Origin of the sequence: Mesorhizobium sp. M0621 (genome assembly GCF_040320745.1) — a bacterium.
Lineage (GTDB): Bacteria > Pseudomonadota > Alphaproteobacteria > Rhizobiales > Rhizobiaceae > Mesorhizobium.
The window spans coordinates 1-11,502 of sequence record NZ_JAMYQF010000095.1; the positions used below are offsets into that span (position 1 = coordinate 1).

The 11,502-nt window shown below is 62.8% G+C and carries 10 protein-coding genes; 7 read left to right on the plus strand and 3 right to left on the minus strand.

All coding sequences use genetic code 11. The annotated features are described in order from the left end of the window. Positions 1–141: 141 nt before the first annotated feature. Positions 142–1,323 carry an Mrp/NBP35 family ATP-binding protein gene (locus NKI38_RS32510; RefSeq protein ID WP_352664841.1) on the minus strand — a complete coding sequence of 394 codons (1,182 nt, stop codon included), beginning with the start codon at positions 1,321–1,323 and terminating at the stop codon, positions 142–144. A gap of 246 nt (positions 1,324–1,569) precedes the next feature. On the opposite strand from NKI38_RS32510, the gene NKI38_RS32515 reads away from it, so the two are divergent. After that, positions 1,570–1,947, plus strand: a complete 378-nt coding sequence (locus NKI38_RS32515; protein WP_352664843.1) for a VOC family protein — start codon at positions 1,570–1,572, stop codon at positions 1,945–1,947. An 11-nt stretch (positions 1,948–1,958) separates the two neighbouring features. On the opposite strand, the gene NKI38_RS32520 is transcribed toward NKI38_RS32515, so the two are convergent. Beyond that, a complete protein-coding gene (locus NKI38_RS32520; RefSeq protein WP_352664845.1) occupies positions 1,959–2,963 on the minus strand; it encodes an inorganic phosphate transporter in 1,005 nt (334 codons plus the stop codon). A gap of 3 nt (positions 2,964–2,966) precedes the next feature. Then, the gene (locus NKI38_RS32525) at positions 2,967–3,608 is read right to left on the minus strand and encodes a DUF47 family protein (RefSeq protein ID WP_352664847.1); all 642 of its coding nucleotides are present in this window, start codon (positions 3,606–3,608) and stop codon (positions 2,967–2,969) included. A gap of 152 nt (positions 3,609–3,760) precedes the next feature. Here NKI38_RS32525 and NKI38_RS32530 point away from each other — a divergent pair, with 152 nt between their 5' ends. The 6 genes from NKI38_RS32530 to NKI38_RS32555 all read left to right on the plus strand — a co-directional run bounded on the left by NKI38_RS32530 (position 3,761) and on the right by NKI38_RS32555 (position 11,105). After that, on the plus strand, positions 3,761–4,660 hold the full coding sequence (locus NKI38_RS32530; protein WP_352664859.1) for a LysR family transcriptional regulator: 900 nt from the start codon (positions 3,761–3,763) through the stop codon (positions 4,658–4,660). A gap of 137 nt (positions 4,661–4,797) precedes the next feature. Further along, positions 4,798–5,271 (plus strand): formate dehydrogenase subunit gamma, encoded by a 474-nt coding sequence (locus NKI38_RS32535; RefSeq protein ID WP_502899412.1) that lies wholly within the window; start codon positions 4,798–4,800, stop codon positions 5,269–5,271. Further along, complete coding sequence (locus NKI38_RS32540; protein WP_352664851.1) at positions 5,268–6,824, plus strand: formate dehydrogenase beta subunit; 1,557 nt, start codon at positions 5,268–5,270, stop codon at positions 6,822–6,824. The genes NKI38_RS32535 and NKI38_RS32540 overlap by 4 nt, the downstream gene beginning before the upstream one ends. 10 nt (positions 6,825–6,834) lie before the next feature. Continuing rightward, the gene (fdhF, locus tag NKI38_RS32545; RefSeq protein ID WP_352664853.1) at positions 6,835–9,747 is read left to right on the plus strand and encodes a formate dehydrogenase subunit alpha; all 2,913 of its coding nucleotides are present in this window, start codon (positions 6,835–6,837) and stop codon (positions 9,745–9,747) included. Positions 9,748–9,973: 226 nt separating this feature from the next. Then, entirely contained in the window at positions 9,974–10,804 is an 831-nt protein-coding gene (gene fdhD / locus NKI38_RS32550; protein WP_352664855.1) for a formate dehydrogenase accessory sulfurtransferase FdhD, read from the plus strand. After that, positions 10,794–11,105 (plus strand): formate dehydrogenase subunit delta, encoded by a 312-nt coding sequence (locus tag NKI38_RS32555; RefSeq protein ID WP_352664857.1) that lies wholly within the window; start codon positions 10,794–10,796, stop codon positions 11,103–11,105. The genes fdhD and NKI38_RS32555 overlap by 11 nt, the downstream gene beginning before the upstream one ends. The last annotated feature ends 397 nt before the right edge of the window (positions 11,106–11,502 follow it).

The window sequence follows — 11,502 nt, forward strand, 5'->3', positions numbered from 1 at the left end:
AAACCTCCTTCAGCGTCCCGGCCGAAATAGAATCGAGCTTCGCCCCAAAACGCAACCGAGATGTGTGAATGCAATAGGTCACTATACGGGGAGAAATGCCCGGCAGGGCAATGAGGGGCAGCCCCGACCTAACGAATAAACCTACTCGAACACGATGCTGGGCACCGCCGCAGCAGCCGCACCACGCTCTTCGTTGACCCGGTCCCAGACCTTCGAAGCAATGTCGCGGTAGATTTTCGCCTCGGCGCCGTCGGGCTTCGAGACGACCACCGGCGTGCCGGCATCAGAGCTTTCGCGGATACCCATCTCGAGCGGCACTTCGCCGAGGAAGGTCACGCCGAGACGCTCGGCCTCGCGGCGCGCACCGCCATGTCCGAAGATGTCGTAGCGTTTGCCGGTGTCCGGAGCGACGAAATAGCTCATGTTCTCGACGATGCCGAGCAGCGGCACGTCGACTTTCTTAAACATGTTGAGGCCTTTTCGCGCGTCGATCAGGGCCAGATCTTGCGGCGTCGAGACGATGACGGCGCCGGCCAGCGGCACCTGCTGGGCCATCGTCAGCTGCGCGTCGCCGGTGCCGGGCGGCATGTCGACGACGAGCACGTCGAGCCGGCCCCATTCGACCTCGCGCAGCATCTGCGTCAGCGCCGACATCACCATCGGGCCCCGCCAGATCATCGGCGTCTCCTCATCGACGAGGAAGCCCATCGACATCACCTTCAGGCCGTAATTCTCCATCGGCTTCAAGATCTTGCCGTCGATGGTCTGCGGCCGGCCGTGGATGTTCAGCAGCCGCGGCATGGACGGACCGTAGATGTCGGCGTCAAGAACGCCGACGCGCAGGCCATTGGCCGCCAGGCCAAGCGCGATGTTGGCGGCGGTGGTCGACTTGCCGACGCCGCCCTTGCCTGAGGCAACGGCAATGATTGCCTCGATTCCGGGCACGCCGCGCTTGCCCGAGCTGTGCGAGGCAGGCGCGTGCGGGGCAGCACGCGGCGCGGCAGCAGCGGGCGGAGCCGGCGGCGCGGGCCTGGATGCGGGGCGCGAGGGAACCGGCGCCTCCATGCCGCCGCCCTTCTTTTCGGCCGTCAGTGCGACGACGGCGCCGGCGACGCCGGGGATCGCCTTGACGACACGCTCGGCGGCGGCACGCAGCGGCTCCATCTCCTGGGCACGGGCAGCGGGAACGGTAATCGAGAAGAAGACCTTGGAATCGGCAATGAAAATCTCGGAAACCATGCCGAGATCGACGATATTGCCGGTGAAATCCGGCCCGTTGACCGTCTTCAGACGCTCGGTGACGATTTCCTTGGTGACGGACATGGCAGTTTTCCTTACGCAGCTTGCGCCTGAGATAGTGCAGTTTCCGGACGGAACCAAGCCGTGGAGCAACAGCTGGCTCGGCGTGCCCGGAAAACGACGAAGCCTGTCCGATTTGCCTGATCGGACGCATCGCGGAAACCGCAGCCAAAGTGGCCGATCATTCCAGCAGGTTGACCGTCGCCAATCAGCCGGTGCGACCTATCTGCATGACCATGAGGAACACGACAACCACGGAAGGAGATCATCATGCTCGCAAACTGCAACGCAACAGCCAATCTCGCGGTGAAGGATCTCGCGAAAGCCAAGGTTTTCTACGAGGGAACGCTTGGCCTGAAGCAGGTGCACGATGAGGGCGGTGAACTGATCGTGTATAAAAGCGGCGACACTGCCATCAATGTCTATCATTCCCAATTCGCCGGAACCAACAAGGCGACAGCGGTGACGTGGACGGTTGGCGACGAGATCGGCAATGTCGTCAAGGCGCTGAAGTCAAAGGGCGTCACCTTCGAGCACTATGAAATGCCGGGCCTGACACTGGAGGGCGATATCCACGTCGGCCACGGAATGAAAGTCGCCTGGTTCAAGGATCCGGACGGCAACATCCTGAACCTTGTGGACAGGTAGATTTCTTCACGTCACCTCGCCAGGCCGACCGCGAGGTAGGTGAGCGCCGAAATCATAGCGGTTGCCGGCAAGGTGACGATCCAGGCAATGACGATGTTGCTGGCAATGCCCCAGCGCACAGCCGAGACCCGGCGAGCGGCACCAACGCCTATGATGGCGCCGGTGATGGTGTGCGTGGTCGAAACGGGAACGCCGAGCCAGGTCGCGGCAAACAGGGTGATGGCGCCACCGGTCTCGGCGCAAAAACCCTGCATCGGGTTCAGCCGGGTGATCTTGGAGCCCATGGTGTGGACGATGCGCCACCCGCCGAACAGCGTGCCGAGCGCCAGTGCCGACTGGCAGGTGAGAACGACCCACAGCGGCACATAGAAAGTCGCGCCGAGCATGCCTTGCGAATAGAGCAGCACGGCAATGATGCCCATGGTCTTCTGGGCGTCGTTGCCGCCATGCCCGAGCGAATAGAGCGAGGCGGAAAAGAACTGCAGGACGCGGAAGGTGCTGTCGACCGCAAACGGCGACTGGCGCACGAAGAGCCAGGAAACGGTCAGGATCAGGACGAGCGCCAAGACAAAACCGGTTGCCGGCGACATAACGATAGCAGCGACAGTCTTGCCGAGTCCCGTCCAGACGATGGCACCGAGCCCGGCCTTTGCAACCCCGGCACCGACCAGACCGCCGATCAACGCATGCGAGCTGCTCGAAGGAATGCCGGCGATCCAGGTGACGATGTTCCAGACGATGGCGCCGACGAGTGCGGCGAAGATGACCGCCGGCGTGACGATGCTGACGTCGACGATGCCTTTTCCCACTGTCTCGGCGACGTGGAGGCCGAAGAACATGAAGGCGATGAAATTGAAGAATGCCGCCCACAACACCGCATATTGCGGCCTCAGCACGCGGGTGGAGACGATGGTGGCGATGGAGTTGGCCGCGTCGTGCAGGCCGTTGAGAAAATCGAAAAACAGCGCGACGGCGACGAGGCCGGCGAGAACGGGAAAGGCGATGGTGGCTTCCATTACCTATACATTCTCGATGACGATGCCGCTGATCTCGTTGGCGACGTCCTCGAAGCGGTCGACCACCTTTTCCAGCTGGCCATAGATTTCGCTGCCGATCAGGTAAGCCATCGGGTCGCTGCGGCCATGCCGCTTGAACAGGTCCTTCAGCCCTTGTTCGTGCAGATCGTCGGCACGGCCTTCCGCACGCATGACCTCTTCGGCGATGGCGTTGAGGCGCACCGTGTGCGCTCCGACCTTGCTGAGCAGCGGGATCGCCTCGGCGACAAGGTTGGCGGCAATGACGATGACGCCGCCCATTTCCTGCATCAGCGGGTCGAATTCCTTCCTTTCGAAGAGCTTCACCGTCTTGACGGTCTTGTGCATCATGTCGATGGCGTCATCCATCGACTGGATCAGGTCCTTGATGTCGCCGCGATCGAAAGGCGTGATGAAGGAGCGTCGCACCGCCAGCAGGACTTCTGCGGTGATATGGTCGGCCTCGTCTTCGAGATCGATGATTTTCTGTCCCCAGCGGTCGATGTCCTTGCCCTGGAGAAGCTGCTCCAGCGCCTCGGCGCCGCCGACCACGGTGCGGGAATGTCGTTCGAACAGCTCGAAGAAACGATCTTCGCGCGGCAAAAGCTTTCGGAACCAGCCCAGCATGGTCGATCTCCCAGGTTTCATCCACATAGCGCCGCATTCAGTCGGGGGGAACAGGTAGCCGGCTTAAAGATGTGGATGCAGGCCAATTGCTCATGGCGCTTGCGATGAAACGCGATTTCCCCGACCTTGCGCCGAACGACCGGAAGGATCGCATGATCGACAAGCTGGAATTCTTCATTGCGCTGGCCAGGGAGGAGCATTTTGGCCGGGCGGCGGAAGTGTGCGGCGTCACCCAGCCGACGCTGTCGGCTGGAATCAAGCAGCTGGAGGGCCAGCTTGGCGTCATGCTGGTTCTGCGCGGATCGCGCTTCCAGGGACTGACGCCGGAGGGCAAGCAAGTGTTGGTCTGGGCGCGCCGCATCGTCGGTGACACCCGCACCATGCGCGAAGAGATGCGCGCTGCGCGCTATGGTCTTTCGGGCCGCATCCGCATCGCCGCCATCCCGACGGCTCTGGCCATGGTGGCGCGGCTGACGACGCCGTTTCGGGCAAAGCATCCGGGCGTCACCTTCTCGGTGCTGTCGCGGACCTCGATCGAGGTGCTGTCGCTGCTGGGCAATTTCGACATCGATGCCGGCATCACCTATCTCGACAACGAGCCGCTGGGGCGGGTAACCAGCGTGCCGCTCTATGACGAGCGCTACCAACTGATCACCGCGATGGGAAATCCCTATTCCGACCGCGACAAAGTGACATGGGCAGAGCTCTCAAGCCTGCCGCTGTGCCTGCTGACGCCGGACATGCAGAACCGCCGCATCATCGACCAGCATCTGGCCGAAGCCGGCGTGCAGGTGCGGCCGACGCTGGAATCCAATTCGATGATCGTGCTGTTTTCGCATATCCGCACCGGCAAATGGTCGTCGATCATGCCGCTCAACCTTGCGGAAACATTCGGCTTTTCCGAACCGATCCGGGCCATCCCGATCGTCGAGCCGGACGCCAGCCACACGGTCGGGCTGGTGGCGACGCCGCGCGAACCGCACACGCCATTGGTCTCGGCGCTGCTGGACGAGGCGATGGCGCTGGCGGACGATTTCCACGCCCATCGCTAGGCTAAACAATGCTGGCTGACCAAGCTCGATAGAAATTTTCTATCGAGCAACGAAACAGCTTTATTGATTCAGCGGGTTTCCTCTGATTTTGTAAAGACTTAGCGATAAAAAGCTACCAGGGAGGGCGCTGCGTGACGATGCAGCCTGCAAGTACCGAGATCACATCGCGCACGGCCGCGATCATCCATGAGCTGAAGGGCCTCGAAGGCCCGTTGCTGCCGATTCTCCATGGCATCCAGGAAGAGTTCGGCCATGTGCCCAAGGATGCACTGCCGGTCATCGCCGAGGCGCTGAATATCTCCAGGGCCGAGGTGCACGGCGTCGTCAGCTTCTACCATGATTACCGCAGCCATCCCGCCGGCCGGCATGTGCTGAAGCTCTGCCAGGCGGAATCCTGCCAGTCGATGGGTTCGGGCGCCATCGCCGCCAAACTGCAACAGTTGCTTGGCATCGGCTTCCACGAGACGACCCGCGACGGTTCGGTGACCTTGGAGCCGGTCTATTGCCTCGGCCTGTGCGCCTGTTCGCCCGCCGCAATACTCGATGGCCAGGTGATCGGGCGGCTCGATGACGAGAAGCTCGACGAGATCGTTGCCGAGGTGCGTTCATGATCCCGCGTATCTACATTCCCGGCGATTCCGGTGCACTTGCACTTGGCGCCGAAAAGGTCGCCAAGGCGATCGCAAGTGAGCTTGCCGAGCGCGGCATCGAGGCCAAGATCGTGCGCAACGGTTCGCGCGGGGCTTATTTCCTCGAACCGATGGTCGAAGTTGCGACCGCCAACGGCCGCGTCGCCTATGGGCCGGTCAAGCCGTCCGACGTCAAAAGCCTGTTCGACGGCGGCTTCCTCACCGGCGGCCATCACAAGCGCTGGCTAGGTGCGCCGGACAAAATACCTTTCCTGGCCAAGCAGACGCGACTGACCTTCGCACGCTGCGGCGTCACGGATCCGCTGTCGCTCGAATCCTACAAGAAACATGGCGGATTGAACGGCCTGATGAACGCGCTGGGGCTGACGCCTGCCGCCATTGTCGCGGAGGTGACCGAATCCGGGCTGCGCGGGCGCGGTGGCGCCGGCTTCCCGACCGGTATCAAATGGAAGACGGTGCTCGATACATCAGGCGACCGCAAATACATCGTTTGCAACGCCGACGAAGGCGACTCGGGCACCTTCGCCGACCGCATGATCATGGAGGGCGATCCCTTCGTGCTGATCGAAGGCATGACGATCGCCGGTATCGCGACAGGCGCGACCAAGGGCTTTGTCTATGTCCGCTCGGAATATCCGCATGCGGTGGCGGTGATGAACAAGGCCGTCGAAATCGCCCGCAAGGCCGGCGTTCTTGGTGCCAGCGTGCTGGGTTCAGCCCACGCTTTCGACATGGAGATCCGGGTTGGCGCAGGCGCCTATGTCTGCGGCGAGGAGACGGCGCTGCTTGACTCGCTCGAAGGCAAGCGCGGCATGGTGCGGGCAAAGCCGCCGCTGCCGGCTCACAAGGGGCTGTTCGGCAAGCCGACGGTGATCAACAACGTCATCTCGCTGGCCTCGGTGCCTGTCATCATGGATAAGGGTGCGGCCTTCTACAAGGATTTCGGCATGGGCCGCTCGCGCGGCACGATCCCGATCCAGATCGCCGGCAACGTCAAATATGCCGGCCTGTTCGAAGCCGCTTTCGGCATGACGCTGGGCGAGATCGTCGACGAGATCGGCGGCGGCACGGCCACGGGACGTCCCGTCAAGGCAGTGCAGGTCGGCGGACCGCTCGGCGCCTATTTCCCGCGCGCGCTATTCGACACGCCATTCGATTATGAAGCCTTCGCGGCCAAGGACGGACTGATAGGCCATGCCGGCATCGTTGTGTTTGACGACAGCGCCGACATGCTGAAACAGGCACGCTTCGCCATGGAGTTCTGCGCCATCGAAAGTTGCGGCAAGTGCACGCCCTGCCGCATCGGCTCGACGCGCGGTGTCGAGACCATCGACAGAATAGCCGCGGGCATCGAGCCGGAGAAGAACCTCGCTCTGGTCACCGACCTCTGCAACACGATGAAATTCGGCTCGCTGTGTGCGCTGGGCGGTTTCACGCCCTACCCTGTCATGAGCTCGATCACCCATTTCCCCGACGATTTCAAGCCAGCGCCCGTGCGCGTGGCTGCTGAATAGGAGCTGGCAGATGAACATCAAGGCCGACTTCCCATCCCTCGTCGAAGAGATCGACTACGGAACCCCGGAATCGAAGGCGCAGAAGCAGGTCACGCTGAACGTCGACGGCCGCAGCATCACCGTCCCGGAAGGCACCTCGATCATGCGTGCCGCCATGGAAGGCGGGGTCGAGATCCCGAAGCTTTGCGCCACCGACATGCTGGACTCCTTCGGTTCGTGCCGTGTCTGCCTTGTCGAGATCGAAGGACGCGGCGGCACGCCGGCCTCCTGCACGACGCCTGTCGGCGAAGGCATGGTGGTGCGTACGCAGACCGAGCGGCTCGACGCCATTCGCCGCGGCGTCATGGAACTCTATGTCTCCGACCATCCGACCGGCTGGAACGAGAAGGCCGGAACCGGCGCCAGCGAGTTCGATGCGGTGGCGAAGTCGATCGGCCTGACCGAGAACCGCTACGGCATCGAGGGCCGCAACCACGTCAAGCCGGAAGGTGGCGTAGCGCCCGGTCATGGCTCGCTGGCGGTCGATTACATCGCCCGCGACGAATCCAATCCCTATTTCACCTATGATGCCTCGCAATGCATCGTCTGCTCGCGCTGCGTGCGGGCATGCGAAGAGGTGCAGGGCACCTTCGCGCTGACCATCGAGGGCCGTGGTTTCGAATCCAGGGTCTCGGCGGGAATGCACGAGGCGTTCATCGATTCGGAATGCGTGTCCTGCGGCGCCTGCGTGCAGGCCTGCCCGACCGATGCGCTGCGCGAGAAGACAGTGCTTGCCAAGGGCCTGCCGGAACGCTCGGCCGTCACCACCTGCGCTTATTGCGGCGTCGGCTGCTCGTTCAAGGCCGAAGTGAAGGGCGACGAGGTCATTCGCATGATGCCCTACAAGGAGGGCAAGGCGAACCACGGCCATTCCTGCGTGAAGGGCCGTTTCGCCTATGGCTACGCCACCCACAAGGACCGCATCCTGTCGCCGATGATCCGGGAAAAAATCACCGATCCCTGGCGCGAGGTGAGCTGGGAAGAGGCGATCGCCCACACAGCCAAGGAATTCCGCCGTATCCAGTATCAGTACGGACGCACCGCGATCGGCGGCATCACCTCGTCGCGCTGCACCAACGAGGAAACCTATCTCGTCCAGAAGATGGTGCGACAGGGCTTCCGCAACAACAATGTCGACACCTGCGCACGCGTCTGCCATTCGCCGACGGGCTACGGGCTCGGCCAGACCTATGGCACCTCTGCCGGCACGCAGGATTTCGACTCCGTCGATTACACCGACGTCGCCGTCGTCATCGGTGCCAATCCCGCCTCGGCCCACCCGGTATTCGCCTCGCGACTGAAGAAGCGGCTGCGCCAGGGCGCCAAGCTGATCGTGCTCGATCCGCGCCGCACCGAGATGGTCAAGTCGGCACATATCGAAGCGGATTATCACCTGCCGCTGAAGCCCGGCACCAACGTGGCCGTGCTGACGGCACTGGCGCATGTCATCGTCACCGAAGGCCTGTTCGACGAAGCCTTCATCCGCGAACGCTGCGACTGGACGGAATTCCAGGATTGGGCATCCTTCGTCGCCTTGCCGGAAAACAGCCCCGAAACCGTCGGCAAGCTGTCCGGCGTCGATCCCGAACTTATCCGTGGTGCTGCGCGTCTCTACGCTACCGGCGGCAATGGCGCGATCTATTACGGCCTGGGCGTGACGGAACACAGTCAGGGTTCAACCACGGTGATGGCGATCGCCAATCTCGCCATGGCCACCGGCAATATCGGCCGGCCAGGCGTCGGCGTGAACCCGCTGCGCGGCCAGAACAATGTCCAGGGCTCCTGCGACATGGGCTCCTTCCCGCACGAGCTGCCCGGCTATCGCCATATCTCCGGCGAAGCCGTGCGCGACATCTATGAGACCCTGTGGGGGGTGAAGCTGGACGACGAACCCGGCCTGCGCATCCCCAACATGCTGGACGCCGCCGTCGACGGCAGCTTCAAGGGCATCTACGTCCAGGGCGAGGACATTCTGCAGTCCGATCCGGACACCAAGCATGTCGCCGCCGGCCTCGCCGCGATGGAATGCGTCGTCGTGCACGACCTCTTCCTCAACGAGACGGCGAACTATGCGCATGTCTTCCTGCCCGGCTCGACCTTCCTGGAGAAGGACGGCACCTTCACCAACGCAGAGCGCCGCATCAACATGGTGCGCAAGGTTCTGGAGCCGAAGGCGCGCTATGCCGATTGGGAGGCGACGCAGGAGCTTGCCCGCGCGATCGGGCTGGACTGGAACTATCAGCATCCTTCCGAGATCATGGACGAGATCGCGATGACGACGCCGAGCTTCGCTGGCGTCTCCTTCGACTTGCTCGACCGTGTCGGATCCGTGCAATGGCCCTGCAACGAGAAGGCGCCGCTCGGCACCCCGATCATGCATATCGATGGGTTCGTGCGCGGCAAAGGCAAGTTCATCCGCACCGAATATGTGGCGACGGACGAGAGGACGGGGCCACGCTTCCCGCTGCTGCTCACCACCGGCCGCATCCTGTCGCAGTACAATGTCGGCGCGCAGACCAGGCGTACCGACAACATCATGTGGCACGGCGAGGATCGGCTGGAGATTCATCCGCACGATGCCGAGAATCGCGGACTGCGCGACGGCGATTGGGTCCGGCTGACCAGCCGCTCGGGCGAGACGACGCTGCGCGCGCTGATCACGGACCGGGTGTCGCCAGGCGTCGTCTACACGACGTTCCATCATCCGGACACGCAGGCCAACGTCATCACCACCGACTTCTCCGACTGGGCGACCAATTGTCCGGAGTACAAGGTGACGGCTGTGCAGGTCGGCGCCTCCAACGGGCCGTCTGAATGGCAGCGCGACTATGACGAGCAGGCCAAGCAGAGCCGTCGCATCGCGAAGCTGGAAGCGGCGGAGTAGCTGTGTCGAGGCTTTCGACAGCAAGAGCTTCAATCTCGACGGTTCGTCGACCCCCACTCCGTCGAGCTTCGCTCGCCACCTCTCCCCCGATCGACGGGGGAGAGGAAAGGCGCGAGCCTTTGCCGGGAGGCACCCTTCCTCTCCCTCCGGAGGGGGGAGAGGTGGCGCTGCGCAGCAGCGACGGAGTGGGGGACCGCTTTTCCGGTGGGCCAGAGGGGCGTGCTGCGTGACCCGCCAACGCCAGCCAATCAGCCAGATTTCCCGTCTCGCGCACCGCGCCAGCGGCACCGCCGCGGCCGACCGCATGGTGCCGGAAGAGACGCCGGTGGCGTTCTCCTTTGCCGGCACGACCCATGCAGTGATGATGGCAAGCCCGGCCGATTTCGAGGATTTCGCGCTCGGCTTCTCGCTGACCGAAGGCATCATCGCCTTGCCTGATGAGATCGAGGCCATTGAGGTCGAGGATCATGGCGCAGGCATCGACATCCAGATCCGGTTGAAGGACACCGCCAACACGCGCTTCGAGGCGCGGCGCAGACGACTGGCCGGCCCGGTTGGCTGCGGGCTCTGCGGCATCGAATCCATCGAGGAAGCGATGCGCTCGGTCGATGCGGTTGGTGCGTCGAAACTTACACTTGATGCCGACGATATCGTTCGCTCGGTCAAGCTTCTGTCGAAAGTGCAGCCGCTGCACACAGAGACCGGAGCGGTGCATGCCGCCGGCTTCTACGTGCCTGGCAAAGGCATCGTCATGGCGCGCGAGGATGTCGGCCGTCACAACGCGCTGGACAAGCTGGCCGGCGCGCTGGCCAAGGCCGGCATCGACGGCGCATCCGGTGCTGTGGTGGTGACGTCGCGGGTTTCGGTCGAAATGGTGCAGAAGACAGCGGCGATCGGCTCGGCCTTCATCATCGCCGTCTCGGCACCGACCGCATTGGCCATCCGCACGGCGCAAGAGGCTGGCATGACGCTGGTGGCGCTGGTTCGCGGCGACGATTTTGATATTTTCACCCACCCCGACCGGTTGGTTTGCGGAGTTGCCAAGCATGTCGCATGACGAAGAACACATCATGAGCACCCGCGAGAAGCTGGTGCGCATGGCAAACCAGATTGCCGATTTTTTCCATTCCAAGCCGCGCGAAGAAGGCATTGCCGGCGTCGCCGAGCACATCAACAAGTTCTGGGAGCCGAGGATGCGGCTGCAGCTGTTCGAAATGCTGGACGCCGGCACCGAGAACTTCAACGAGTTGGTGGTGGCCGCCTCCGCCAGGATCAGACGGCCGATCACGCCGGCAGAGGCCGACCGCAAACTCGGGCTCAAGGCCTTCCCCGCCGACGTCACCGCCTCGCAAAAATAGTCGCCGAGTCGGACCGGCTTATATCAGCCATTGCTAAAGTTTAAACTGCCGTGATCGGCGCTGCTCTGCTATGGTTGAGATCGAGCCCTATGTCGTATCAGGCACCAGCCTGTGGAACATTTATCGGATTGTGGAGTAGCGACCTGCGCGGCCTTGACCTCTCCCCTTGTGGGAGAGGTCGGATTGCCCCGAATTGCTCTTCGCAATTTGGTTGGCAATCCGGGTGAGGGGTATCTTGGCGCCAAGCTGGAACACCCCTCATCCGTCATGTCGCTTCGCGACATGACACCTTCTCCCACAAGGGGCAGGACTGTCCGGGGAAAGTTATTCATATATGAAGGCCATCTGATTGAGGCAGGATCGGTCTCTTGGTCGGCTCGGATTGACCGGCGGCGGC

Excerpts from the sequence above, each read along its gene's own strand:
- NKI38_RS32510 (WP_352664841.1), bottom strand. The coding sequence starts at position 1,323 with ATGTCCGTCACCAAGGAAATCGTCACCGAGCGTCTGAAGACGGTCAAC.
- NKI38_RS32515 (WP_352664843.1), top strand. The coding sequence starts at position 1,570 with ATGCTCGCAAACTGCAACGCAACAGCCAATCTCGCGGTGAAGGATCTC.
- NKI38_RS32520 (WP_352664845.1), bottom strand. The coding sequence starts at position 2,963 with ATGGAAGCCACCATCGCCTTTCCCGTTCTCGCCGGCCTCGTCGCCGTC.
- NKI38_RS32525 (WP_352664847.1), bottom strand. The coding sequence starts at position 3,608 with ATGCTGGGCTGGTTCCGAAAGCTTTTGCCGCGCGAAGATCGTTTCTTC.
- NKI38_RS32530 (WP_352664859.1), top strand. The coding sequence starts at position 3,761 with ATGATCGACAAGCTGGAATTCTTCATTGCGCTGGCCAGGGAGGAGCAT.
- NKI38_RS32535 (WP_502899412.1), top strand. The coding sequence starts at position 4,798 with ATGCAGCCTGCAAGTACCGAGATCACATCGCGCACGGCCGCGATCATC.
- NKI38_RS32540 (WP_352664851.1), top strand. The coding sequence starts at position 5,268 with ATGATCCCGCGTATCTACATTCCCGGCGATTCCGGTGCACTTGCACTT.
- fdhF (WP_352664853.1), top strand. The coding sequence starts at position 6,835 with ATGAACATCAAGGCCGACTTCCCATCCCTCGTCGAAGAGATCGACTAC.
- NKI38_RS32555 (WP_352664857.1), top strand. The coding sequence starts at position 10,794 with ATGTCGCATGACGAAGAACACATCATGAGCACCCGCGAGAAGCTGGTG.